The sequence below is a fragment of the Candidatus Methylomirabilota bacterium genome (genome assembly GCA_035764725.1).
Lineage (GTDB): Bacteria > Methylomirabilota > Methylomirabilia > Rokubacteriales > CSP1-6 > DASRWT01.
On the sequence record DASTYT010000137.1, the window covers coordinates 1 to 25541 of the forward strand.

22 protein-coding genes and 1 pseudogene are annotated in these 25541 nt (G+C 70.7%); 1 reads left to right on the forward strand and 22 read right to left on the reverse strand.

Annotated elements, in window-relative coordinates:
* From VFX14_22825 to VFX14_22860, 8 genes and pseudogenes are all read right to left on the reverse strand, one after another.
* Positions 1-1458, reverse strand: a pseudogene (locus tag VFX14_22825) (DUF1254 domain-containing protein).
* Between the two features lies 1 nt (position 1459).
* Positions 1460-2908 carry a DUF1254 domain-containing protein gene (locus VFX14_22830; protein HEU5192526.1) on the reverse strand — a complete coding sequence of 483 codons (1449 nt, stop codon included), beginning with the start codon at positions 2906-2908 and terminating at the stop codon, positions 1460-1462.
* Between the two features lie 73 nt (positions 2909-2981).
* A complete protein-coding gene (locus tag VFX14_22835; GenBank protein HEU5192527.1) occupies positions 2982-3113 on the reverse strand; it encodes a hypothetical protein in 132 nt (43 codons plus the stop codon).
* A gap of 139 nt (positions 3114-3252) precedes the next feature.
* Positions 3253-4524, reverse strand: coding sequence for an amidohydrolase family protein (locus tag VFX14_22840; GenBank protein HEU5192528.1), 1272 nt, complete (start codon positions 4522-4524; stop codon positions 3253-3255).
* Positions 4521-5702, reverse strand: a complete 1182-nt coding sequence (locus VFX14_22845) for a DUF1116 domain-containing protein (GenBank protein HEU5192529.1) — start codon at positions 5700-5702, stop codon at positions 4521-4523. The genes VFX14_22840 and VFX14_22845 overlap by 4 nt, the downstream gene beginning before the upstream one ends.
* Before the next feature lie 53 nt (positions 5703-5755).
* Positions 5756-5950 carry a hypothetical protein gene (locus VFX14_22850; GenBank protein ID HEU5192530.1) on the reverse strand — a complete coding sequence of 65 codons (195 nt, stop codon included), beginning with the start codon at positions 5948-5950 and terminating at the stop codon, positions 5756-5758.
* Positions 5950-7515, reverse strand: coding sequence for an acyl-CoA synthetase FdrA (gene fdrA / locus VFX14_22855; GenBank protein ID HEU5192531.1), 1566 nt, complete (start codon positions 7513-7515; stop codon positions 5950-5952). Before fdrA ends, VFX14_22850 begins: the two co-directional genes overlap by 1 nt.
* On the reverse strand, positions 7512-8300 hold the full coding sequence (locus tag VFX14_22860; GenBank protein HEU5192532.1) for a DUF2877 domain-containing protein: 789 nt from the start codon (positions 8298-8300) through the stop codon (positions 7512-7514). Before VFX14_22860 ends, fdrA begins: the two co-directional genes overlap by 4 nt.
* 131 nt (positions 8301-8431) lie before the next feature.
* Between VFX14_22860 and VFX14_22865 the strand changes: the two genes are divergently transcribed.
* Positions 8432-10261, forward strand: coding sequence for an APC family permease (locus tag VFX14_22865; protein ID HEU5192533.1), 1830 nt, complete (start codon positions 8432-8434; stop codon positions 10259-10261).
* Here VFX14_22865 and VFX14_22870 read toward each other — a convergent pair.
* From VFX14_22870 to VFX14_22935, 14 genes are all read right to left on the reverse strand, one after another.
* Positions 10243-10992: an ABC transporter ATP-binding protein gene (locus VFX14_22870; GenBank protein ID HEU5192534.1), complete on the reverse strand. Its 750-nt coding sequence runs from the start codon at positions 10990-10992 to the stop codon at positions 10243-10245. The genes VFX14_22865 and VFX14_22870 overlap by 19 nt on opposite strands.
* A complete protein-coding gene (locus tag VFX14_22875) occupies positions 10989-12713 on the reverse strand; it encodes a branched-chain amino acid ABC transporter ATP-binding protein/permease (GenBank protein HEU5192535.1) in 1725 nt (574 codons plus the stop codon). Before VFX14_22875 ends, VFX14_22870 begins: the two co-directional genes overlap by 4 nt.
* Positions 12713-13582 (reverse strand): branched-chain amino acid ABC transporter permease, encoded by an 870-nt coding sequence (locus tag VFX14_22880; protein HEU5192536.1) that lies wholly within the window; start codon positions 13580-13582, stop codon positions 12713-12715. Before VFX14_22880 ends, VFX14_22875 begins: the two co-directional genes overlap by 1 nt.
* 125 nt (positions 13583-13707) lie before the next feature.
* Positions 13708-14880, reverse strand: coding sequence for an ABC transporter substrate-binding protein (locus tag VFX14_22885; GenBank protein HEU5192537.1), 1173 nt, complete (start codon positions 14878-14880; stop codon positions 13708-13710).
* Positions 14881-14925: 45 nt separating this feature from the next.
* Positions 14926-16284 (reverse strand): GNAT family N-acetyltransferase, encoded by a 1359-nt coding sequence (locus tag VFX14_22890; protein ID HEU5192538.1) that lies wholly within the window; start codon positions 16282-16284, stop codon positions 14926-14928.
* Between the two features lie 50 nt (positions 16285-16334).
* Entirely contained in the window at positions 16335-17702 is a 1368-nt protein-coding gene (locus VFX14_22895) for a sigma-54 dependent transcriptional regulator (GenBank protein HEU5192539.1), read from the reverse strand.
* 1 nt (position 17703) lies between these two features.
* Entirely contained in the window at positions 17704-19947 is a 2244-nt protein-coding gene (locus VFX14_22900) for an ATP-binding protein (protein ID HEU5192540.1), read from the reverse strand.
* Positions 19944-20537: a DUF4390 domain-containing protein gene (locus tag VFX14_22905; protein ID HEU5192541.1), complete on the reverse strand. Its 594-nt coding sequence runs from the start codon at positions 20535-20537 to the stop codon at positions 19944-19946. Before VFX14_22905 ends, VFX14_22900 begins: the two co-directional genes overlap by 4 nt.
* A gap of 66 nt (positions 20538-20603) precedes the next feature.
* The gene (lpxC, locus tag VFX14_22910) at positions 20604-21512 is read right to left on the reverse strand and encodes a UDP-3-O-acyl-N-acetylglucosamine deacetylase (protein HEU5192542.1); all 909 of its coding nucleotides are present in this window, start codon (positions 21510-21512) and stop codon (positions 20604-20606) included.
* 171 nt (positions 21513-21683) lie between these two features.
* Positions 21684-22127: an archease gene (locus tag VFX14_22915; GenBank protein HEU5192543.1), complete on the reverse strand. Its 444-nt coding sequence runs from the start codon at positions 22125-22127 to the stop codon at positions 21684-21686.
* Entirely contained in the window at positions 22124-22921 is a 798-nt protein-coding gene (locus VFX14_22920) for a 16S rRNA (uracil(1498)-N(3))-methyltransferase (GenBank protein ID HEU5192544.1), read from the reverse strand. Before VFX14_22920 ends, VFX14_22915 begins: the two co-directional genes overlap by 4 nt.
* 61 nt (positions 22922-22982) lie before the next feature.
* Positions 22983-23870 carry a 50S ribosomal protein L11 methyltransferase gene (locus tag VFX14_22925; protein ID HEU5192545.1) on the reverse strand — a complete coding sequence of 296 codons (888 nt, stop codon included), beginning with the start codon at positions 23868-23870 and terminating at the stop codon, positions 22983-22985.
* Entirely contained in the window at positions 23870-24970 is a 1101-nt protein-coding gene (dnaJ, locus tag VFX14_22930) for a molecular chaperone DnaJ (protein HEU5192546.1), read from the reverse strand. The genes VFX14_22925 and dnaJ overlap by 1 nt, the downstream gene beginning before the upstream one ends.
* A gap of 1 nt (position 24971) precedes the next feature.
* Positions 24972-25529, reverse strand: coding sequence for a nucleotide exchange factor GrpE (locus tag VFX14_22935; protein HEU5192547.1), 558 nt, complete (start codon positions 25527-25529; stop codon positions 24972-24974).
* Between the last annotated feature and the right edge of the window lie 12 nt (positions 25530-25541).

Consider the following 25541-nt stretch of genomic DNA (forward strand, 5'->3'; position numbering starts at 1 on the left):
GGCTTCCAGGTCTGGTCGAAGAACTCGACACCGGTGCCGTAGAGACGCAGGGCCACCAGGAAATTTCGCCCGCTCACGGTCTGAATCCAGTTCGACGCGGGAGCTTCGGCCGGCTTCGTCGGGCCAAACCAGAGATCGACCGAGCCGTCCTGGTTGGTCGCGACGGTGTTGAAGCCGTTGATCGACGGCAGGAGCTGTGGTGTCTCCGGCATCGTCCCATCGGTAATGTTGTACGCGGTACGCGGTGACAGCCCAGAACAGCGCGGCCGGCGGATGGGGCGGCAGATGTAGCTTGTAGGTATTCGATCCGTTCAGGAACTCGCCCGCCGCGTCCCGGGGCGTGAACGGGTACTTGGAGCCCGCCCCCAGCGTACGCATGACCATGGCGGATGCCGACGAGTAGGCGATCTGGAAATAGCTCGCGCGCTGGTTCACGTCGAGGTAGCCGTCCTGCAGCCACTCGGCGGTCCCGCCGGCCCACGTGTTCAGGTACTGCCGGTCCTTGTAGTAGCGGTCGCGCCCATCCGTCCGGCCGAGCTGGCGGAGCGCCATGATCATCCTGGGGGTGGTCTCGACTGCCTTCTTCAGCAGTTCCTGCTCCTTCGAGGTCGGCTTGAACGGTTGTCCCTTGACGATGCCGATCGAGGCCAGCACGCCGCGCAGCTCCGGGTCGATGGCCGCGGCCGGCTCGTAGTCGACGAAGGCCTTCAGCTTGGTCCAGTAGATACTGTCGACCGGATACATCATGTCGACACGCCTGCCGCTGCCGTTGGGGAACACCATCGGCTTGACGTCCCTCTCCATCGCCCACAGCGGGTAGATTCGCGTCCGCTCGGCCAGCGCCACCGCCGGCGCCGGATCGGGGCCGTCCGTGCCCTTCTTCATGATGGTGCGGAAGAAGAGGAAGACGTTGTTGGTCGACGAGCGGAACGCGAAGTACCCCTGCGGCACCTCACCGTCGCAGCCCGGCGGCAGCAGCAGGTAGAGCCCGCCGCGCGCCCGGTCGGGACCGATCAGGCCGACGTCGGTGATGGTGCGCTGGAAGAAGTCGGTGAACATGCCGATGACGTCCGGCGGCGCGGCGACGACGAGGGGGCCGTCCTTCTTGAGGTCCAGGTAGCTCATCGAGTAGATGACGTCCGCGTTGGGCGTCGGCACCCATGCGCGGCTGTCCATGCGGTCCTTCCAGATCGGCAGCACGTTGTAGCCCGCGCCGAACGTGGCCTCGGAGCCGTCGCGCATGCCGATGGTGTTGAGCGCGGGCAGCATGGTCATGTAGGCATGGACGGCGTGCTGGTAGAAGAGCTCGTCGCGGAGCGACTCGGCCTCCTGCCGGGCGAGCCAGTTGCCGTTGTTGATCTGGCGCACCAGCGGCGGCGCCGGCGGCGCATTCTGGGCGACGGCAGGCGACACAAGCGCGACGAGGACGGACAGCGAGAGAGCGAGCGTCGTTTTCATGTCAGCTCACCGTACGGATCTGCGGCGGCTGCCAGGAGCCGTCCAGGATCGCCGCCTTGCCCCAGTAAGCGCGGATGTACAGGGAGAAGTGCCCCGCGGGGGCGGGCAGCCAGTTCGACTCCTTTTCCTTGCCGGGCGAGGTGGCGCCGGCGTAGAGCGTGAGCGAGCCGTCAGCATTGCGCTTGAGCGTGGTGTTCTTCGTGCCGAGGGAGTAGCGCTTGAGGTTGTTCGGGTGGAAGAAGTGATGCTCGTTATAGAGGGTCAGCGACCAGAAGCCGTTCACCGGAGGCTCCTGCCATTTCGCGAACGTGATCTCGTAGGTCTTGCCGCCGTCGAGCGCCGCGCCGGACGAGTCGTCGTCGGTGTAGAAGTACTGCGTCTCGTTCGGCTTGTTGTCGAACATGTTGGACTTGGCGGTGCCGGCGCGGCTGAAGTAGTCGACGCCGTAGCGGGCGTTGTTAACCGAGCGGTTCCAGCCGTTGCCCGCGGGCCGGCCGTTGTGCTTCCACTGGAAGAAGAGCGTGATCAGGTCCTTCTCGGCCTCGACGGCCGTGTCCACCAGCAGCTTTTTGAGCGCTGGGTCCTTTGCGGCCGCGGCGAGCAGGGCGCGGAACTGTGCGTAGAGCGCCTCTTCGCCCGGCAGCGGCGGCACCGTGTCCAGTACGCCGGCGAGCTGGTCGAAGAACTTCTCCGGCACGACCCAGGCGGTCTCGCCCCCGCCGGAGGACTGCGGCCCCGGGATCGTCGGCGCCGTGCTCCAGTCGACGGTCTTCATCTTGCCGTCGAACTCCTTCAGCGGGTAGGCGACGATCTGATTGATCCGCGGCTGGATCGCCTTCCGGTCCTCCGCCGTGTCGTTCATGAACACGCGCGGGATGGCGTTCGAGAGCTCGGTCGGGCTGCGCAGCACCGCCTGGACGCCGCCGGGCTTCTCGCCTTTCCACTTGGGCCCCACGAGCAGGTAGAAGCCGGGCTTGCTCTTGTAAGGCTTGCCGATCTCGACGAACTGGTCGGTGCGCGCATCGTAGATCGCGTATACCCAGAACCGCGTGCCGAAGTCCGGCACCTGGATCACCACCGGCTCCTCGTCGAGCGAGAAGAAGCCCAGACCGTAGACCACGTCCTGGTTGGGGCAGGTGATGAAGTTCTGCTCCGGAGGGATGTAGTCGTGCAGCATCGCGAGCCGACCGCGCGGCGCGGCCGGCAGCACGCCGTTGAGGAGACCTGGGTGCGGCGCCTGGGTGATCGCGGCGCGCCGGTTGGTCATGTACACCATCGGCCAGCCCCACACGTACGCCATGCGTGCGACCGACTGGACGTAGGCCGGTTGCATGTTCACCCCCGCCCCCGGCTGCGTCACCTTCGCGGGCGAGATCGGATACGGCACCTGCTGGGCGGCGACCGGTGCGGCAAGCGCTAGAGCCAAGAGAATGCCGAGAGCCTTCTTCATGGTCCCCTCCGCGAATGGGACAGGAAGAAGCTGTCTCGCCAGCCGCGCCCGGTATTTGGGACTTTGGTCCGACTCAATCGGCGAAGATCTGCTCCGGCTTCACCGTCGTCGCACCTTCCGCGCGCCGCGCATGCGCCGTCACGCATCCGCCCAGCAACAGCATCGCCGTCACCGCCACCGCCGCCCACTTGAGCATCACTCGCATGGCCTGCCTCCCATGCGAACGCGCGTCAGCATCGAACGTGCCATGGCGCCGGACGGGCGAGCACCCACGATTGGCGCGGGATGTCGTCGTGCGGCGAAGGCGCGTGCTGAAACGGGGCGGAAGAAACTACACGTCGTCTCTACACGACGCTAGCGTGACCGGCGCGCCACGGCTCGTCGACGGCGTGGCGATGCTCGACGCTCACGCGTCCGGCCTTCACGACGAGACGCCGCGGTGCCACGCCGCCCACCGCCTCGTCCAGCGCCGTGGCCTCCCAGACGACGAGATCCGCCGGCCGGCCCTCGGCGAGCGTGCGGTCACCCAGACGCAACATGCGCGCGGGTTCGGTGGTGACCATGGCGAGGGCCTGCGCCTGCTCTTCGCCCGTCCCCATGTGGGCGCCGACCGTCAGAAGGAACGCCATCAGCGCCGGATCGGCGTTGCCGACGGGGGTGAAGGCATTGCGCACGTTGTTGGTCGCGGCCGCCACCCCCACGCCGCCGGCCAGAAGCCGCTTGGCCGGGGCCAGACCCCGGCGCACCTTGTACGTGTCGCCGCGGCCCATCAGGTAGAGGTCGGTGGCGGGCAGCAGGATCACCCCCACGCGCGCCGCCGCCAGCTCGCGGATGATCCCGTCCGCCTCGGCCGGGGGCAGGGCGGCCAGCTCGGTCATGTGGCCCACGACCACGCGCCCCTGCCAGCCGAGGCGTGCGGTCTGCTCGCAGATATAGCGGACGTGGAGATGCGTGGGCTCGTCGAAGAAGTCCGCGTGGAAGTCCGCGTCCACGCCGAACTCGCGGGCCAGGCGGAACACGATATCGACGTGGGCGCGGGGGTCCGTGTCGTTGTAGGGGCAGCCGCCCACGAGATCGGCGCCCCCGCGCAGCGCCCGGCCCAGGAGCGCTTCCGTGCCCGGCGACTGGAGAATGCCTTCCTGCGCGAAGGCGCAGAGCTGGAGATCGAGGGCCGGCGCGTACTCGGCCTTGAGGGGAAGCAAGGCCTCCAGCGCCATGAGCCCCACGATGGGGTCCACCTCCACGTGGCCCCGCATGGCGGTGGTGCCGCTGCGCACGGCGAGGTCCAGCACCTGGCGGGCGCGGGCGCGGATGTCCTGCACCGTGAAGCGCTTCTTGGCCTCGCCGGTCACGCGGATGGCCTCCGCGAGCGTGCCTTCCACGCCGGGCGCGCGCGGGGACAGAAAGGCCTTGTCCAGGTGCACGTGGGCGTCCACCAGCCCCGGGGTCACCAGGCGTCCGCCCAGCTCGCGCGTGGCCGTGGCCGGCGCGGCCGCCGCGCCCGGCCCACTCGCGGGGGTTACCGCCGCGATCAGCCGGCCGCGGCAGCCGATGTCCACCCGGCGTCCCTCCGGGAGCAGGGCGTCGCGCAGCAGCAGGTCGAGGGGCGCGGTCACGCCAGGCCGCGGGCCAACGCGTCCAGCGCCTGCTCGAAGCAGGCCAAGGGCGCCCGCACCACGCCGGCGCCGATCTGCCCCGTGCCCGGCTTACGCCCGGCGATCCCGGTGTTGATCAGTGGCGTGATCCCCGTCTCCACGACCTTCCTCACATCGATCCCCACCGGCGCGCCGCGGTCGTCGAGCGTGGGGATGCGGAAGTGCGGGTGCTCGCCCAGCGTGATCTCGCCCATCTCCTCGGTGATGCGAAGGGCATCGCGGAGCCCGCCCGCGCCCACGAAGCCCACGACCGCCGGCGCGGCGGCCATGGCGAAGGCACCCAAGCCCACCGTCTCCACGATGGCGCTGTCACCCATGTCGGGGTTGGCGTCGGCGGCGCCATAGGGCGGGAAGTAGAGGCCTTGGGGAGTATTCACCGGCGCGGTGAACCAGCGCGGGCCGAGCCCCGCCACGCGGATGCCGAAGTCCGTCCCGTTTCGCGCCATCGTCGCCACCATGGTGGCGCCCGCCACGTCGAGGCACGGATCGGCCGAGGCCTTGGCCGCGGCCATGGCCAGGTTCAGGAAGAATTGGTCATTGCCGCCGATGAACTCGGCCAGCCGCGCCACCGCCCCGGTGTCCGGCGCGGTGCGCGCCAGATGCGGCATGAGGGCGCGGGCGAAGAGGGAGGAGGCTGCCACGTTCCGCTGATGCATCTCGTCGCCCATGCGGAGGGCTTGCGCCATGAGCGCGCGCAGATCCAGGCCCCCGGCCGCGCGCAGCGCCGCGCCCAGGAGCGGCCCTGTCTCGGCGGCCAGCCAGCGGAGGCGCGTCACCACGCTCTCGTCGTTGGCGCCGAAGCGCAGCACCTTGCCCAGCCCCTCGTTGATGGTGGCAAAGGCACGATTCCCCCGTGGCCGATTTTCCACCACGAACACCGGCATGGAGGCGGTGACCATGCCGGTCATGGGCCCCGCCGCGCCCGAGTGGTGGCACGGCGCCAGCTTCACCGCCCCCGACTCGACCAGCCGCGCGGCGCCCGCGTCGTCCCGCGCCCAGCCCTCGTAGCGGATGGCGCAGAGTATGGCGGTCTGCACCGGCGGGCAGGCGCGCTCCCAGGCCAGGGGCGGCCCGGAGTGGAGCACGGTGCGCTCGGCCAGACCCAGCGCCTCGCGCGCGGGTACGCAGTCCACCAGCATGGTCTGCGCCTCCACCAGGCGCGCGAGTGCGGCCGCGTTCGCCTCGCGAATGCTCAGGCGCCGTCCTCGTCTTCGAGCAGGGAGAGGAGCCGCGCGCGTTCGGGATCGCCGCCCGCGGGCGGGGTCCACTGCACGTGCAGCACCGGCACGCCCAGGCCCTCCAGCGTCTCGGCGAAGCTCTCGAGCCCGAGGTTGATCACGCGTAGCTCGCCACCGAGGTGCCTGAAGAGGTCGCGGTAGTCCGCCATCAGGCCCCCCCGTCCAGCAGCGCTTCGGCCACGGGCGGTTCGCCCGCGATGCAGGCGGCGGCGCGCGCGGCCTGGGCATTGGACGGCAACACCCACGCGCCGGCCGCTTCGAGCCGCGCCGTCTGGACCGCCAGACCCTGGGGATCGGCCGTGGTGCCGACGACGCTCGCCACCACGGCCAGTCCGCGGCCGTGGGCCTGGGCGTGGCGCCGCGCGGCCTCCAGTGCGGGCGCGATGTCGCCGGCGGGATCGATCGCGGCGCCGTGGCCCAGCACCACGTCCAGCAGCAGCACCGCGGTGTCCGGCTCTTTCGCCGCACGCTGGATCTCCTCAACCCGGAGCGCGGCGTCCAGCATGGGGTGCGCGCGGCCCACGGTGTACTCGTCCGCGCCCAGATCCAGCACGCGATGCGGCCCGCCCCCATGCCCGCCCAGATTGCCGCCCACGGTGTCTGCGCCCAGCAGGGGCTCCAGGATCAGGAGCGCCTCGTAGGCCAGCGTGCCACCTGCGAAGAGCCCCCGCACCGCCGCCGCCCCGGGTCCCCGCGCCGCCCGGTATTCCTTCACTCGCTCTCGCGCCGCCGCCGCGTCGGAGAAGGCGCGCGACTCCCACGTGCGGCCACGGCGCCGGGCCACGGCGGCGGCCGCCGCGTCCTCCAGCGTGGCCACGGTGGTGAGCGGGCCGCTCGTGCCCGCGGTGACCTCGCGCCCGAGCATGGCCACCACCGCGGGCTTGCCCAGCGCGCGCAGCCGAGCCTCCACCTTGGCGCGCACTGCCGGGGCCGGGGGCTTGCCCACCACCACGATCAGCTCGGTGGCGGGATCGGCGCCCAGGGCCTCCAGCGCTGCCAGCGTCATGGGGGCGCCTACCGGCTCCGACATGTCGCGCCCACCCACGCCGACGGCCTGGGAGACGCCTTCGCCCGCCGCGGCCAGCAGCGTCATCACCTGCTGGAGCCCGGTGCCCGAGGCGGCGACCAGGCCGATGCGCCCGCGCGGCACCACATTGGCGAAGCCCAGCGGCACGCCGCCCAGATACGCGGTGCCGCAGTCGGGGCCCATGAGGAGCAGCCCGCGCTCCGCCGCCAGGCGCTTCAGCGCGATCTCGTCCTCCAGCGCGACGTTGTCGCTGAAGAGCATCACGTGGAGACCTCGGCGCAGGGCCTTCCGCGCCTCGGCCGCCGCAAACACACCGGGAAGGGAAATCACGGCGAGGTTCGCGCCCTCCAGCCGGCGCACGGCGCTGTCGAGCGTGCGCGGCCGCCGCCGGCCGGAGGCCTCCACGCGCGCCCGCCGCGCGGTGAGGAGCGACTCCGCGCGCGCCAGCGCCGCCTCCGCCTCGGCGGCCGAATCCGTCCGCACCACGATGACGAGGTCGTTCGGCCCTGCGGCGCGCGCCTCCTCGGTGAGGAGCCCGGCGTCCGCCATCAGCGCCTGGTTGGCCGGCGTGCCCATCAGCGCCGCCGTCTCGCGCACGCCGGCGCCCGTGCGGAGCTCGCGCGCCAGTCCCATCAGCGCCACCGAGTCCTGATAGAAGCTGCGCTTGAGCGTGGTGCGCGTGATCACGCGGGCGTGGCCTCGAGGGCGGCGAGCGCCGCGCGCATGCCGGCCAGCGTGTCCGCGCCGGACGTCGCGCCCATGCGCGCCAGCGCGGCGGCGGCGGCGCGCGCGCCGGACGGCGACTTCGCCATGGCGAGATCGCGCAAAGGCTCGGAGAACTGGCCCGCGACGGCGTGACGCAGGAAGGCCGCGCCCACCGTGGTGGTGGCATCGACGGCGTGCGCCGTGAGGGCCCGCGCCACGGCTGCGGCCGCGGGCCAGCCATCGGCCAGTCGATGCAGGATCGCGAGGACGCCGACGAGATAGTCGTCGCCCGCTGGCGTGAGTCCTTCACCCAGGCCGATCAGCCCGCACGCGGCATCGATGAAGTCGGCCGCGTCGCGCGCGCCAATGGCGCGGCTCAGCGCGGCTCGGGCGGCCCGCCCCCGCGGCGACTCGAGCCCGGCCGCGCAGGGCTCCGGGCGCGTGTCGGCGAGCCCCGCGGCGAGCAGGACGCGCGCGGTCACGCCGTTCCGCACGGGGCGAACCGCGAGGTCCACGCGCGCGGCGCCGCCGAGATCGAGCGTGAGAGGACCGCCGGCGAGGTCCGCCTCCCACGACTCCAGCGCAATGGCGAACGGCGCGGCGAGTGGACCGGGCCCATGCAGGGTGAGCAGCGCGCCGTCCGCCGTCTCGAAGTTGACGGCGTGCTCGAACATGGAATGCGGCCGGTCGGGAAGACTTGGGTCCGTCTCGAGCCGGGCGGCGAGCTGCGCGCCGAGGGCGCGCACCCGAAGTCGCGTACCGATCATCGCGTGGCGAGAATAGGGCCTCCCCGGGGGGCGTTCAAGGGGGAGCCCCTCCCGCGGGCACACCTCAAGATTTCCTCAAGATTTGGCCGGCCCCTTGCCGGGGCGACCACCCTTGATAGATTCGTCACCGCATGCAGATCGGCGCCATCAAACGAGTGCTCGTCGGCGCCCCGATGCCGCTCGCCCAGGCGCGACACGAGCGACTCGGGAAGGCCGTGGCCCTGGCCGTCTTCGCCTCCGACCCCCTGTCGTCGGTCGCGTACGCGACCGAGGAGATCCTGCTGGTCCTCGTCCTCGCCGGCCACGCCGCCCTGAGCTATTCGCTTCCCGTGGCCATCGGTATCGCCGCGCTGCTCGCCGTGGTGGTCGTCTCCTACCGTCAGACGGTGCAGGCATATCCTCAGGGCGGCGGCGCCTACCTGGTCGCCAAGGACAACCTCGGCGTCTTCCCGGCTCTCACCGCAGCGGCGGCGCTCTTGACCGACTACGTGCTCACGGTGTCGGTCTCGGTGGTCGCCGGAGTGGCGGCGCTGACGTCGGCCTTTCCGGCGCTGCACGCCCATCGCGTGGTCCTGAGCGTGCTTGCCGTCGCCTTGATCACGACGGGGAACCTGCGCGGCGTCCGCGAATCGGGGCGGATGTTTGCCGCGCCGACCTACTTCTTCACCGTCAGCATTCTGGGAATGGTTGGCTATGGGCTGGTCGCGTCGAAGCTCGGGCTGCTTCCCGAGGCGCCTTACGAGCCGCACCCTCCGGGACTCGAGGGAATCGGGCTGTTCCTTCTCTTGCGCGCCTACGCCGCCGGCTGCACGGCCTTGACGGGCGTCGAGGCGGTGTCGAACGGTGTGCCTGCCCTCCGGCCGCCGGAGGGCCGCAATGCCCAGGCGGTGATGACCTGGCTCGGCGTCATCTCCATCACCATGTTCCTCGGCATCACCTACCTGGCGTTCGACTTCGGCATCATGCCCGGTGGGGACGAGACGGTCGTGTCCAAGATCGCGCGCCGGGTGTTCGGACCCAGCCTCATCTACTACGCGATCCAGGCGGCGACCATGCTGATCCTGCTCCTTGCCGCCAATACATCGTACGCGGACTTCCCGCGGCTCTCGTCCATCCTCGCCCGCGATCGCTACATGCCCCGTCAGTTCGCGACCCAGGGCGACCGCCTCGTCTTCTCCAATGGCATCCTGATCCTCAGTGCGTTCTCCATCTTGCTCATCGTGGGCTTCGGCGGCGACACACACGCCCTCCTGCCCCTCTACGCCATCGGCGTCTTCATCTCCTTCACCCTCTCGCAGAGTGGGATGGTCCGCCGCTGGCTACGCCGAAAGGAGCCCGGCTGGCGGTGGAGGGTGTGGGTGAACGCGGTGGGAGCGGCCGTCACCGCCATCGTGCTCCTGACGCTGGCCGTGACCAAGTTCGCCGAGGGAGCCTGGATCGTCGTGCTGATCATTCCCCTCCTCATCCTGACCTTCGTCGCCATGCACCGACATTACGAGGAGGTCGCCGTCGAGCTGTCGCTAGAGGGCTTCGATCGCCTTCCTCAGTTCGAGCACACCGTGCTGGTGCTCATCGGCGACGTCCACCAAGGCGTCGTCCGCGCCGTGCAGTATGCGAAGACGCTGGCCGGGCCATGCGCGGTGGTGCGCGCGGTGTACGTGGAGATCGATCCCGCGCGGACTCACCGGCTGGAGGAGAAGTGGGCCAAGTGCGGTTTCGGCATCCCTCTCGTCGTCCTGTCCTCGCCGTATCGGTCGCTGCTGCGCCCGTTGCTCGACTTTGTCGATCAGATTCAGCGGCGGGGCGACGATCAGATGGTGACGATCGTGTTGCCGGAGTTCATTCCTCGGCGGCTGTGGCAGCATCTCCTGCACAACCAGACGGCCTTGCTCGTGAAGGGGGCGCTCCTCTTCCGCCGGAACATCGTCGTTACCGACATTCCCTACCTCCTGAAGCGTTGAAGGTCCTTCGTGCCTCCACGTCCGAGATATGCCTGGATCACCCCGGGGTCTGCACGCACCTCCGCCGCCGTCCCCGCCACGGTGATGCGCCCGCTCGCCAGGACATAAGCCCGGTCGGCCAGGGCGAGTGCCTGGGCGGCCATCTGCTCCACGAGGAGAATGGTGAGCCCCTCCCCGCGCAGGCGTGCGAGGGCCTCGAAGATCTGGCGCAGGAGCAGAGGAGCCAAGCCCAGCGACGGCTCGTCCAGCAGGAGCACGCGCGGCCGCGCCATGAGGCCGCGGGCCAGGGCCAGCATCTGCTGTTGGCCGCCGGAGAGGCTGCCCGCCGGATCGCCCAGGCGCGCATGGAGGGCCGGGAAGAGAGCCAGGGCGTGCTCCATGGGCTCGCCAGCAGTGTCGGCCGGGCGCCCTCTGGCGGAGAGGGCGCCGAGGGCCAGATTATCGCGCACCGTCTGATCGCCGAAGATGCCGCGGCCCTCGGGGACGAGGGTGATGCCGCGATGGGCCACCCACCAGGGCGGGCGGCCGCCGATCTCCTCGTCGTCGAGGCGGATGGAGCCGGCGCGGGGGTGCAGCAGGCCGGCGATGGTCTTGAGGAGGGTGGTCTTGCCCGCGCCGTTGCCGCCGATCAACGCCACCAGCTCGCCCGGGCGCACCTCCAGCGATACGTCAGTGAGCGCCCGCGTGGCGCCGTAACCCGCCTCGAGGCCGCGGAGGGTCAGCGCGCTCATGCGGGGGCCGCGCCAAGATAGGCCTCGATCACCGCGGCATCGCGCTGCACGTCGGCCGGCGCGCCGCGGGCGATGATTCGGCCGTCGTCGAACACGGTGACCTGGTCGGACAGGGCCATCACCAGATCCATGTGATGCTCCACCAGCACCATGGCGGGACCGCCGCCGTCGCGCACGGCGGCCAGCGCCGCATCCAGCTCGGCCACCTCGCTCAGTGTGAGGCCGGCCGCGGGCTCGTCGAGGAGGAGCACGCGCGGGCCGGTGGCGAGCGCCCGCACGATCTCGAGCCGGCGGCGGAGCCCGGCGGCGAGCGCGTCGGCAGGCTCATCGGCGAGGGCGGCCAGGCCGTGGGCGGTGAGGCGGACACGGGACTCCGCGTGGAAGAAGCGCTCGCGGCGGCGCGTGGCGGGGAGGCCGGCGAGGGCGCCGAGGAGGCGGCCGAGGCGCGGGCCCGCGAGGCCCACGGCCACGTTGTCGGCCACGGTGAGCTCGCCGAAGAGCTGCGCGGTCTGGAACGTGCGCGCGACGCCGAGCCGCGCGATGGCGTGGGGCGCGGCGCCGGCGATGCCGAGGCCGCCCAGCGTGACCTGGCCTGCCTCGGGCCGGTAGTAGCCGGAGAGAACGTTCAGCAGCGTCGTCTTGCCCGCTCCGTTCGGGCCGATGACGGCGGTGATGCCGGGGGACGGGACGGCGAGCGTGACGTTGTCGAGGGCGGTCACCCCGCCGAATCTGACCGTCACGTGGTCGAGCGCGAGAAGCGTTTCCGGGGGTCTGGCCTCGACCTTCTGCTCCCCCTCACCCTGCCCTCTTCCCCTCTGGGGAAGCGGGGTGGAGCGCCTCGGGGTCACCGCGCCGACCACGCCGTGTGGGAGCCCGTAGATCGAGAGCAAGAGCAGGAGACCGTAGAGGATGAGGCGGTAGTCGGCGAGACGGGTGAGGAGCTCGGGGAGGAGGGTGAGCACGAGGCCGCCGACCACGGGGCCCGCGATGGTGTTGACGCCGCCGAAGAGGAGGGCGAGGAGGAACAGGATGGACTGCTGCAGCGTGAAGCTGTCGGGCGAGATGTAGCCGTTGAGGAAGGCGAAGAGCGCGCCGGCCCCGCCGGTGAAGGCGGCGGAGACGGTGAACGCGACGATACGGAGGTGATAGGGCGAGAGGCCCAGCGACTCCGCTGCGACCTCGCTGCCCTTGACGGCGAGGAAGGCCCGGCCCCAGGCCGAGCGACGAAGATTGGCGGTGACCCAGAGGGCGACGGCCGCCGCCGCGGCCACCACCCAGTAGTAACGGGCGAGGGGAAGCTTGGGGATGTTGAAGATACCGCCGGGGCCGCCCGTAACCGACACCCATTCCACCAGCACGCCCTCGACGATGATGCCGAAGGCGATCGTGACCATGGCCAGATAGGGCCCGGTCACGCGCAGCGCCGCCGCGGCCACGACCGCGCCCACGAGCGCGGCGGCCGCGATCGCCGTCATGGTCGCCGCCCAGAGCGGCACGCCCGCGCGCGTGGCGGCGAGCGCGGCCGCGTAGGCGCCGATGGCGTAGAAGCCGGCGTGGCCCAGTGAGATCTGGCCCGTGAAGCCCACGAGCACGTTGAGGCCGGCGGCCACGATGACGAGGAGCGCGGTGCTGGCGCCGAGGTAAAGATAGTACGTGTTGGCAGTCAGGAGGGGCAGGGCCGCGGCGGCGGCGGCGAGGGCGAGCCAGCCCACGCGTGCCATCACACCCGCCGCGTGGCGGGGGCGCCGCCCAGGCCGTCCGGCCGCATCACCAGCACCAGGATCACCAGCGCGAAGCCCACGATCTCGCGCGCGCCGGTGGAGACATAGCCCGCCACGAATGACTCGATCAGGCCGTAGCCGAGCCCGGCCACAATGATGCCGGGCGCGGAGGTGAGTCCGCCGATGATGGCCACCGCGAAGGCCTTGAGGCCGATGATGGTGCCCATGGTGGGCGCCACGTTCAGGATGGGTGCCAGCAGCACGCCCGCCACCCCGGCCAGGAGCGCGGAGAGCGCGTAGGCGGCCATGACCGCGCGGGGCACGTTGATGCCCATGAGCCCGGCGGCCTCCGCATTCCACGCCACCGCCTTCCACTGTTTCCCCCACCGCGTGCGGTGATAGAGCACCTGCACCAGCGCCATCACCGCCAGGCCCACGATCGGAATCAGCAGCTCCTGCGGATAGAAGCCCGCGCCGCCGAGGAGAATGGGCTTCCGCGTCAGCGCCGAGGGGAAGGCGCGCGCGTCCTTGCCGAACGACAGCATGGCCACGTTCTCGGCAATGATGCCGAGCGCGATCGTGGAGAGGAGCCAGGCGGGCGAGCCCGCGAGAAAGAAGGGGCGCACCGCAACGCGCTCCACCAGCATGCCGAAGAGCGCGAGCGCGACGAGCATGAGTAGTAGCGCGGCGGGGAGCGGCCAGCCCAGCCCCACGTAGGCCGCGTAGGCCACCACCGCGCCCGCCATCACGGCGTAGCCCTGCGAGAAGTTCATGGTGCGGCTGGTCACCCAGGTGATGTGGTACCCCAGGGCGACCAGCCCGTACATGCTGCCCAGTGCCAGCCCGCTGACGACGAGCTGGAGGACCACTGCCTAGCGCGGTCGGGCCATGAGAACGGCCCAGATGCGAGGCGGCGAGGAATGCGACGAGCGAGGCGTATCTGTTCGTACGTCGAGCGAGGGGCGACCGAGCCAACGAAGCAGATGCGTCGTTATCATGGACCGACGGGGACGATCTTGCCGTGCTTCCAGACCACCATGACGTAGTCCGCGTCGGTCAGCGCGTCGTGCTGCTCGGCCGTGAAGGGCTGCTTGTAGGTCTTGATGAGGCCCTTGTACTCGGCCTTAAGGCTTTCGAGCGCGTCGCGGACCTTCGGGCCGTCCGTGCTGCCCGCCTGCTCGATGGCGAGGGCGACCAGATGCATGCCGTCGTAGGCGTTCGCCGTGCCCACGGGCGCGATCACGTCCTCGGGCCCCTTCACGTTGTACTTCTCGCGCAGGGCCTTCAGGAGGGCCTGGCCCCGCTCGTTCTGCTTGCCGAAGAAGGAATAGGTCTGGACGAAGACCACGCCGTCGGAGAGATCCCCGGTCAGCTCGGCGAAGCGCCCGCCCGAGATGCCCCAGTGGGAGATCATGGGCACTTCCCAGCCGATCTTGGCGCGCGACTTCACGACCTGCGCGCCCTCGGGCGCATTGGCCACGAGGATGACGTGATCGGCGCCGGCGCCCTTGAGCCGCAGCAGCTGCGGGCTCATGTCGGGGTCGTTCCAGTTGAACTTCTCGATGCCCACGGGCTTCACTTTCTTGTCACCGAGCCACTTGCCCAGGCCCGCCTCGTTCGACTGGCCCCAGGCGGTGTTCTCGAGGAGGAGGCCCGGCTTGCCCTTCTTCATCACGTCCACGGCGTAGCGGGCGAGGTACTTGTCCACGTAGTCGTCGTTGGCGGAGACGCGGAAGGCGAAGTTGGGGGTCTGGCCGTTCCGCGTGATGTTGGTGCCCGCCGCCCACGCGCCCATGTACGGGGTCTTGAGCTCCGCCCACACCGGCACCTGCGCCAGCGCCACCGTGGTATGGAGACCGCCGAACACTACCGTGGCCTTCTCCCGCTCCACCAGCTCGCGGGCGATGGTCACGCCCTTGGCGGGATTGCCCTCGTCGTCGCGGATCACCATCTCGAGCTTGCGCCCGCCGAGGAGCCCGCCCTTCGCGTTCACCTCGTCCATGGCGATCTGTATCCCGCGCTTGATCGCCTCGCCTGAGGCGGCCGACCCGCCGGAGACCGCGGCGGCGAGCCCGATCCTGATGGGCTCTTTGGATTGGGCGCCCACCGAGACGGTGAGGGCGGCAAGAGCGAGCAGTGCGAGACCGAGGCAAGCCAGACGGCGCATGGTCACCCTCCTTCGGGATTTCCTAGGTAGCACGAAACGGGGGGCCTAGACCAGCGGCCAGACGTCGGAATGGGTGCGGGGGAACAGGATGTCCAGGAGGGCGCGCGCCTCGCCGGTGCGGACCATGCAGTCGGGATATGTCGCCATCAGCTGATCGAGGCTCTGATAACCGAGGACGAGCTGCACCCACGCGAGCCCGGGGAACAGCGCCGAGGGCCGCCGCGGATCCGCTGAAGGGATCCCGAACTCCTGGCCCACCACGTCGCGCGCCAGCTCCCACGGCTCGGCCGTCTTCACCCGGCCCTCGTCGAAGACGAGCCGGACACCTTGCCGGTAATTGCTGAGCGTCAGCGCGCCGGCGTAGCCGGCCAGGGCGGAAGCGGCGAGGCGGCGCTCGAGGGCCGGGGCGACCTGGCGGAGGAAGCCCGCCATGTCCGGGATGCGGGCGTAGAGGGCGTAGGGCCGCCAGCGGTCGGTCAGCTGAATGGTTTCGTAGAGCGGGTTCTCCAGGCCCACGTGCCAGAGCTGTATCTGGGTGAAGGTGCCGCCATACCGGGCCGCGTAGGCGCTGCCGGTGGCCTCCAGATACGCGTGGACGGCCGGGAAGGGGGCGCGCCAGGAGAGGCCCGGCCGGATCTCGTAGTGCGTGAGCGCGGCCGCTGATCCCGCCCAGAGGACCGGAATGTGCGAGAGGAAGCCCGCCCGCTCGCCCTCCTGACTCTCGATCACGCGGAAGTCGACCCGCGAGAGGCTGCCGGGGCTGTGGCCCTCCAGCTCGTAGCGCCAGAGGCGCGCGTCGCGCGGCACCGAGACCGCGCTGCGAGTCCGGCTCCGGTCGTCGAGATCCACCACGAACGGCAGATCGTCCGCGCGCATTGGACGCACGCGGAAGGGCAGGCGCGCGTCGGAGGCGGGCGGCGCGAGATCACTGCGGGAGAACCGCGGCCCGCCGCCCCGCGGCAGCGCCATCTCGTAGCCGAACTGGCGATAGAACCAGGGGATGCCCGCGATCACCTGCATCAGCTCGCCACGCTCGGCGCTCGCGCGATGGAGCGCCTCGAACTGAGCCCGCACGAGCCCACGGCCCCGGTAGTCGGGCCGCGACCCCACCAGCTCGGGCTGACCCACGCGGAACGGCACGCCCCCGTACTCCCAGGTCTGCGAGATCAGGAGCATGGAGGAGACGATAGCGCCCGTCTTCCGATCCTCCACGATGAAGCCGTCCTCCGACTTGAACGTGGGGTGGCGGCCTCCGAGGAGATCGCGCGTCCAGACGCCGAGCGGCGGGAACGGCTCCGGCATGTCCTGAAAGCGGATCTGGTCCGCGTTGAAGGCGGCCAGGGCGTCCGCGTCGGCCGCGGTGGTGCGGCGGAGGATCAGCCCGTCCCCGAGATCCTGGACCATGACGCCACCGAGTAGCACGGCGGCGGCGCCAAAGGCAATGCGGCCGGTGGTCAGCTCTTGGGCGGGGTGATGCCGTAGCTCTTCAGCTTGCGGTAGAGATGGCTGCGCTCGATGCCGAGCTTCTCGGCGGTGCGCGTGACATTGCCCTCGTGGGCGCGCAGCTCGGCGAGGATGAAGGCGCGCTCGAACGCGTCGCGCGCCTCCTTGAGCGTCTTCTCGCGCTGAATCTCCTCGGCGCCGGAGGCCGGCTCCTTGGGGCGGAGCGGGGGCGGGAGGTCCTCGGGCCCGATGATGTCGCGCGGGGTCATGATCACGAGGCGCTCGACCATGTTGCGCAGCTCGCGCACGTTGCCCGGCCAGTCGTAGGCGAGGAAGTAGGCGAGGGCTTCCACCGACACCGTCTTCGCGCGCTTGCCGTTCTGTGCGGAGAAGAGCGTAATGAAGTAGGACACCAGCGCCGGGATGTCCTCCTTGCGCTTGCGGAGGGGCGGCACCTCGATGGGGATGACGGCGAGGCGGTAGTAAAGGTCTTCGCGGAAGCGGCCCTGGGCGATCTGCTCCTTGAGGTCCTGGTTGGAGGCGGCGAGCACGCGCACGTCCACCTGGAGGGTCTCCTTGCCGCCCACCCGCTCGAAGGCCTGCTCCTCCAGCACGCGCAGGACCTTGGCCTGGGTCTTGAGGCTCATGTCGCCGATCTCGTCGAGGAAGATCGTGCCGCCGTTGGCCGCCTCGAACTTGCCGCGATGCCGCGCCACCGCGCCGGTGAAGGCGCCGCGCTCGTGGCCGAAGAGCTCGGACTCGATCAGCTCCTCCGGAATGGCCGCGCAGTTGACCTCGACGAAGGGCGCGTCGCGGCGGGTGGACTGGGCGTGGATGGCGCGGGCCACCAGCTCCTTGCCGGCGCCGTTCTCGCCGTGGATGAGCACCCGCCCGTTGGTCGGCGCGGCGACGGCGATCTGGCCGCGCAGCTCCTCGATGAGCGCGCTCTTGCCCACGATCTGCTGGCCCCGGTCGAGTTGCTCGCGGAGGGCGCGGTTCTCGCGCTCGAGGCGCGAGTGCTCGAGGGCGCGGCTGACGGCGAGCAGGGTCTTCTCGAGCGATAGCGGCTTCTCGATGAAGTCGTAGGCGCCGAGCTTGGTGGCCTTCACCGCGGTCTCGATCGTGGCGTGGCCCGAGATCATCACCACCGTGGTCTCGGGCTGGCGTTGCTTGATCTCGGCGAGGGCCTCCAGCCCGTCCATGCCCGGCATCCAGATGTCGAGGAAGATCAGATCCGGCGTCTCGTCGGCGAGCTTGGTGAGGGCGTCGGGCGCCGAGCCGACGGAGGTGATGCGGTAGCCCTCGTCCTCCAGCACCGCGCGCAGCGTGGCCTGGATGGCGCGCTCGTCGTCGACGATCAGGATGTGCTCGCGCGGCACGCTAGACCTGCAGCGGCGCCGCCGCGGCGGCGAGCCGGCCCGCGGGCAGCTCGATCACGAAGCGGCTGCCCTGGGGAAGATTGTCCTCCACCCAGATGCTCCCGCCGTGGTCGGTGACGATCTGGTGCACGATGGCGAGGCCCAGCCCCATGCCGGTGGCCTTGGTGGAGAAGTAGGGGACGAAGAGCCGCTCCTTGTCCTCCGGGCTGATCCCGGGCCCGGTGTCCGAGACCATGATGCGGGCGCGCCGGGACTCGGCCAGCCAGACCGTCTCCACCAACACCTCCCCCGTCACCCCCACCGCCTCCACCGCGTTCTCCACGAGGTTCAGCACCGCGCGCTTGATCTGGTTCGGGTCCACCTCGATCGGCGGCAGCTCCGTCGAGAACGCGGACTTGATGCCCAGCGCGGGGTGCGACTCCCGGTAGAGCACGCACACACCGTCGAGCAGCCGCGCCAGGTCGGTCGAGCGGAGCGCCAGCGCGGGCATCCGCGCGAAGCGGGAGAACTCGTCCACGAGCTGCTTAAGACCGTCCACTTCCTGGATGATCGTGCCGGTGGCCTCGTCGAGCAGCCGTTTTTCGTCGGCGCTGCGGTCACCCGCCAGTCGGCGGCGGAGACGCTGGGCCGAGAGCTGGATGGGGGTGAGCGGGTTCTTGATCTCGTGCGCGATGCGCTGGGCGACCTCGCGCCAGGCGGCCAGGCGCTGGGCTTTCAAGAGCTCGGTGAGGTCGTCGAACACCAGCACCATGCCCATGTCCGCGCCGTCCGGGCCCTTGAGCGCGGTGGCCGAAGCCAGGAGCGTGATGGCCTGGCCGTCGCGCCGGAGGTGCACCTCGCGCTCCACCGTGCCCTCGCCCAGACGCGCCATGCGCGCGACCAGGGCGGAGATCTCCGCATAGTCGGGCCGGCGCAGCGCCACGCTGGCGGAGAGGCCCTGGACGCTGCTCGCGGGGATCCCCAGCATGCGCTCGGCCGCCCCGTTGATCGTCGTGATGCGCCCGGCGGGATCGAGCGAGACCACGCCGGTGGCCACCGCGCCCAGCACGGTCTCGGTGTAGCTCCGGCGCATCTCCATCTCGCCGTGCTTGGCCTGGAGGTCGGCGTACGCGGCCTCGAGCTTCGCCTTGGACGAGGCGAGGTCGCTCGTCATCTGGTTGAAGGAGTCCACCAGGATGCCGATCTCGTCGTCGGCGCGCGCCTGCACCTTGTAGGCGAGGTTGCCCGCGGCGACTTCTCGTGTTCCCTCCGCCAGCATCTGGATGGGCTCGGTGATGCCGCGCGCGAGGTAGAGGCCGAACCAGGTGGCGGAGAACACGATGATCAGCGTCATCAAGAGGAACAGCAGGATGTAGATGCCCTTGATGGGATTCTTCAGCAGCTTGAGCTGCTTGTATTCCTGGAAGGCCTGGCTGATGCCGCGCAGGCGGTTCTCGAGGCGCTGGGCCACATGGATGGAGACGACGAGGCTGCCGATCACCTCGCGATCCAGGTCGCGCACGGGCACGACGGCCTGGATCATGTCGCCGTTCTCCAGCTCCTGCACGGTCGTCACTTCCTGGCCGCCCAGCCCCTGCGCGATCTTGCCCTGGGCGATGGCGCGCGTGCCCATCGAGCCCATGGCGGGGTCCTTCACGTGCAGGATCTCGTTGCTCTTCCGGTCGAAGAGGGTGATCGCGGAGAGGGCGAGCCGCTCACGCTGCTCGCCGAGGAAGGCCTCGAGCGGCTCGCGCTGCGTCTCCGACATGAGCCCCTCCCGCTCCACCACGCGGGCCATGAAGCGTCCGTGGCGAAGGGCGGTGCTCTCGAGCGTCTGGTAGTAGGTCTGAGCGACCTCGAGGGCCTGGTCCAGGGGCTTCTCGACCTGCGGCTTGAACCAGCCCTCGATCGAGGTGGTGATGAAGTTGGAGGCGATGATGAAGATGAGGATGCTCGGCACCAGCGCGAGGGACAGAAAGGCGAGGACCAGCTTCACCTTGAAGCGGGCGCCGATGCCCTTCTGCCGATGCTCGAAGCCGAGCTTGACGAGGTTGCGGAAGAGAAGGACGAGGAGCAGCAAGAAGACGATGACGTTGAGGTTCAGCAGCGCCAGCACGACGAGATTCGACGCGACCGGCAGCTGGGGGGCCCGCAGCGCGAACTCGAAGGACGAGGCCAGGACCAGCACCACCAGCACCGCGCTGATGATGAGCAGGTTGCGCTTGCGCTTGCCCTGGTCTCGGGAGGTCTCGGCGAGCGGGCTCACTGGCTGCGGCTCGGCGTCAGGAGGTTGGACTGGATCCAGGGCGTCTCGGCGGCGTCGCCGGTCATACGGGCGACCCACGAGTTCTGGCCGTTGAGCGAGACGTCGGCGCGCACGCGCACGTAGTAGAGCTCGCGGCCGTCGAGCGAGGCTCCCGGCGCGAGCTTCGAGAGCCGGAGGTCCGAGAGCACGCGCTGGGCCTCGCGAAGGTTCTTCGTGAGGAAGGGCTCGCGCTGCTCGCCGGCGAGCGAGGCAACGCGGTACTCCTTGGTGAGCACGTTGTACGTGAGCTGCCGCTCCACCATGCGCGTTTGCACCATGCGCTCGACCCAGAAGCGGCTGTATTGCCAGAGCTCCACGTGGTAGCGCACGTGCGTCGGCACGCCGGAGTGGAGGCTCTCGTGCAGCGTGGCCGGGATCGCGCCCAGCAGCACGACCTGGACCGTGACGTCGAAGTCGTTGAAGAACACGGAGAGGTTGCCGATGCGGATCTCGGCCTCGGCGGGCGCCGAGCCGACGAGAACCAGGCCGGCCAGGGCGCAGACCGCGAAGATGAGGTGCGAGGTCCGGGGGCGGGAAATCGGCGTCGCCACGACCGGACCATTATAGCGTTCGGCCGGGCAGGGGGGGCAGGAACCACCCCTGGGGGACGGCGGCGGCTAGAGCGCCGCGACGCCCGGAGCGGACGGGTAGGCGGCCTCGGCGACCAGGTCCTCGACCCGCGCGCTGCGGTACCGCCGCCGCTCGGGAGCAGCGGCCTTCCGGATCGCCGCCACGAGCTGGTGGTTCATGGCGTGCCCGGCGTTCCGCGCGACCACGTGGCCGAGGATAGGCCGGCCGAGCAGGAAGAGGTCACCGACCAGGTCGAGGATCTTGTGGCGCACGAACTCGTCCGGGAACCGCAGGCTTTCGTTGAGGATCGTTCTCTTGCCCACCACGATGGTATTGTCCAGCGAGCCGCCGCGGGCGAGCCCGCGCTGCCGCATGGCGCCGACGTCTTTCAGGAATCCATAGGTGCGAGCGGGCGCCACGTCCTCGGCGAACGTCTTCGGGGTGATCTCGACCGTCACCGCCTGGAGCCCGATCGCGGGGTGCTCGTGGTCGAGGGTATAGCTCACCCGGAACGTGTCGCAGGGGAACATGCGCAGCCACCGTGAGCCGTCCTCGATCGAGATTGGCGTCCCGATGCGGATGGGGCGCCGGAGGGCGGGAAGGGGCACCTGACCCGCGCGCTCGAGGAGGTCCATGAACTCCTTGGCGCTGCCGTCCAGCCCGGGCAGCTCGTCGCCGGACACGTCCACGAGGAGATTGTCGAGACCCAGTCCGGCCGCGGCGGCCATGAGGTGCTCGATCGTCCGGACCCGCACGCCAAAGGCGCCAACGGTGGTGGCGAAGTGACCGTCCACCACGTGGTCCGTGTTGGCGGGGATCAGGGTGCCGTCGGGGGCCCGGAAGAGAATGCCAGTGTCACTGCCGGCGGGGGTCACCGTCAGGCGGGCCGTCTCGCCGGAATGGAGACCGAGACCCTCGATCGTGACCGAGCGTCGAACGGTCGTCTGATGGTCCATGGCCGGGACAGGGATGAGCAAGCCAGGTGCCACACCGCGTTGTTGCCATCTAACATATTGACTAAGTGGACATAAGGGTCAGAACACCCCCGCTAGCCCTTGCCGCGTTGTGGTACGGCTGACACTCGATGACACCGAGCTTGTCTCATTTCGGTGACAGCTAGCTGACGCTCAGACATCGACGATCAGCCGGGCTTCGTAGCCGCCTGGCACCGCCTCGACCGATACCTGATGGAGCGTGGCCGCCTTCACAACGGTGCCCAGCCGGTGCCGGCGCGGGTCTACCTCCTCTCCTCCGAGGAAGGAGTGGAGGCGGAGCGGCTCTCCACCCACCCGAGGAGAGGTCTCGAACACCTCGAGATCGACGGCCCGCGCCACGAAGCCCTCGACCTCATGGACGTAGAGGCACTCGTTGATCCAGCTGACCAGGAGGGACTCGATCGTCTCGGCATGGGCCCGGACCTCCCGGCGGTCGCGCACCTCCACCGAGGCGGGCTCGACGATCAGGGCGAAGACGCCGAGGGCGGTCTGCACGAAGGCCTCGGCGGCGGTGGGCCCCCGGCCGATGACCCCCACGTCCGCTTCGACGTCGAAGTAGTCGTAGCCTGGCGTCACGGCGCGGCCCCATCGGCGCGACGCCCGAGATCGCCCCAGCGCGCCTGCAGCAGCGCGACCGCGACCGGGCCCGCCGTCTCGGTGCGTAGCAGCCGCGGCCCCAGGCCCGCGACGAGTGCGCCGGCCGCGCGGAGGGCCTCGACCTCGTCGTCGGCGAGCCCCCCCTCTGGGCCGACCACCACCGCCGCGCGCGGGGGGCGAGCCGTCGGCAACACCTCGGCGAGCGGCGCGGTCTCGCGCTCCCAGAGGCAGACGAGGACGCCCTCGCGGTCGCGCGCGTCACGCGCGGCCAGCCAGTCGGCGAGCGTGGCGGGCGCGGCCACGCCGGGCACGATCGCGCGACCGCACTGCTTGGACGCCTCGCGGGCCACGCGCTCCCAGCGGGCCCGCCGCGCCGCCCAGCGCGCGTGACTCTCCTCGCGCGCGATCGAGCGGGTGGTCATGAGCGGGGCGACCGCGCCCACGCCCAGCTCCGTGCTCATGCGAATGATGGTCTCGAGCTTGTCTCCCTTGGGCATGCCCTGAGCCAGGGTGAGCCCGAGCGGCGACTCGTCCGCGGGCGCGCCGGCCTCGAGGATCTCACCCTCCGCGCGCGTGCCCAGCGCGGTGAGGCGCACCGTCCATTCGTGGCCGAGCCCATCCATCGCCCGGACGAGGTCGCCCACGCTGAGGCGCAGCACGCGGCGCACATGGCGCGTCTCGCCGGCGTCCAGCACGATGCGCGCGCCGCGCACCGCGTCGGGGCGCACGTGGACGCGCGTCCCGGGAGCGCCGGCTCCGCCGGCGGGGATCATTCGTCTCGCCGGGAGACCAAACCGTCCAGGCCGCGACTTGGCCTCTCCGCGCCTTTGGCGCTCATGGGGTGACGTGGTCTCTGACCAGCAGCGAGGCCGCCCAGCCGTCGCGCTCGAGCGACTCGCGGGGGGTGAAGCCGTGGGGGACGAGCGCGCGCGTCACCTGATCGTCCTCGCCGACCAGCATGCCGCCCAGCACGAGGGCGCCGAAGGGCGCGACGCGCCGACGGTACTCCCGCACGAGGGCGAGGTGGGTATGGGTCAGGATGTTGGCCAGCACGAGATCGTAGGCCGCGGCGCGGGGTAAGGACTCGGGCCCGCCCGTGCTCACGTCGATGCGGTCGTCCACGCCGTTGGCCGCGGCGTTCTGCCGGGCGGCGGAGATCGCGTCCGGATCCAGGTCGATGGCGGTGACGCGCGGCGCGCCCAGCGCCACCGCCGCCACCGCGAGAATGCCCGTGCCCGTCCCGACGTCGAGCACCCGGCCGGCCGGCTTGGCGGCCAGCCAGCGATCGAGCAGGGCGAGACAGCTCTCGGTGCTGCCATGATGCCCCGTGCCGAACGCGCGGCCGGGCTCGATGACGATCCGCAGGCGTCCCGCGGGCGTGGGCGTCGTCTCCCACGGCGGCGCCACGAAGAGCCGCTCGCCGACGGACAGCGGCGGGAACGACTGCTGCCAGGCGCTGGCCCACCGCTCGTCGTGGATGGGGTGGATCTCGGCGTCCCCGCCGATGTCGAACTGCATGGCGCGCAGTCCGGCGCGGTAGGTCTCGACGGCGCGGAGCAGGGCGGTGGAGGACGCGCTCGCCGCGTAGAACGCCCGCAGCCGCGGCGGCGTGGGAGGCGTCTGCTCCTCGACCACGCCGAGGGCGCCCTGCTCCCACAGGAAGTTCGTCAGGCCCTCGGTCGTCTCCGCGGTGGTGGGAACGGTGAGCTCCCAGAACTCCATCAGGAGCCGAAGAGCTGCTTCATCCGCTCGACGAAGGACGTGTGTAGCGGCCCCCCGTGCTGGTTGGAGTCGCGATGGAACTCCTCGAGCAGCTCCCGCTGGCGCGCCGTGAGCTTGGTGGGGACTTCGAGCACGACCTGATAGACGGCGTCGCCGTGGCCACGTCCCCGGAGGTGCGGCAGGCCCTTGCCGCGCAGGCGGAGCTGCGCGCCGGGCTGGGTGCCCGGCGGCACCGTCAGCGTGGCCTTGCCGCCCAGCACCGGCACCTCCACGGAGTCGCCCAGCGCGGCCTGCGGGAAGGACAGCGGCAGCTCGCAGAGGAGATCGGCGCCCTGCCGCACGAAGATCTCGTGCGGCTTCACCGTGAGCACGACGTAGAGATCGCCGGGCGGGCCGCCGAACACGCCGCCCTCGCCCTCGCCGGCGAGCCGGAGCTGATTGCCGTCCTCGACGCCGGGCGGGATCGTGACCTTGAGGAGCTTCTCCCGGCGCACGCGCCCCTGGCCGCGGCAGTCCTTGCACGGGGCGCGGTTGATCTGCCCCTCGCCCCCGCACTGGGGGCACGGGCGCGCCACCGTGAGGAAGCCCTGGGAGAAGCGCACCTGGCCGGTGCCGCGGCAGGCGCCGCAGCCCTCGGGCTTGGTGCCGGGCTGCTGGCCCGACCCATGACACGTCTCGCAGGTTTCATTTCGTGGAATCTGGAGCTTTGTTTCCAGCCCCTCCGCCGCCTCCTCGAGGGTCAGCTCGAGATCGTAGCGGAGGTGCTCGCCGCGCCGCGCGCGGGTGCGGCGGCCACGCTCGCCGCCGCCGAAGAAGCCCTCGAAGAGGTCCTCGAAGATGGTCCCAAAGCCCTGGTCCGCTGGTCCAGCCCCGGACGTCGGCGCGGTGCCGAAGCGATCGTAATGCGCGCGCTTGTCGGGGTCGGAGAGGATCCCGTAGGCCTCGGTGACCTCCTTGAAGCGCTCCTCGGCGGCCTTGTCTCCGGGATTCTTGTCGGGGTGGTAGAGCCGCGCGAGCTTGCGGTAGGCGGTCTTGAGAATGGTGTCGTCGGCGTCGCGCGGCACGCCGAGCACCGTGTAGTAGTTCTTGACCGAGGCCACGCTAGGGTTCGCCCGCGCCGCCGTCAGCGTCCTTCATGGCGACGGTGACCTGGGCGGGACGGAGCACCCGGCCGTTGATGAGATAGCCGCGCGCCGTCTCGTCGACCACCGTCATGTCGGGCTGGCCGACCGCGGGCACGCGGGCCACCGCCTCGTGGCGCTCGGGGTCGAAGGGCGCGCCCACCGCGGAGAACGAGGTCACCCCCGCGCGCTCGAGCACGCGGAGCAGCTCGCGCTGGATCAGCTCCACCCCGGCGGTGACGGCCGCGGCGGCGGGATCCTGGCGGGCCGCCTGCAGCGCGCGATCGAAGTTGTCCAGCACGGGGAGGAGATCGCGGACCAGCGACTCCGCGGCCGAGCGCACGTACTCCTCCCGCTCGCGCACCGCACGCTTGCGGTAGTTGTCGAACTCGGCGACGGTGCGGATGTAGCGGTCCCGCGTGGCCTCGGCCTCGCGGGTTTTCGCCTCCACCGCCTCGCGCAGCCGCTCGACCTCGCGCTCGAGGTCGAGCCCGGTGGCGCCGTTCCAGTCTTCTGACCCTTCGCGTTGATCGGACATTGCGGAGAAATT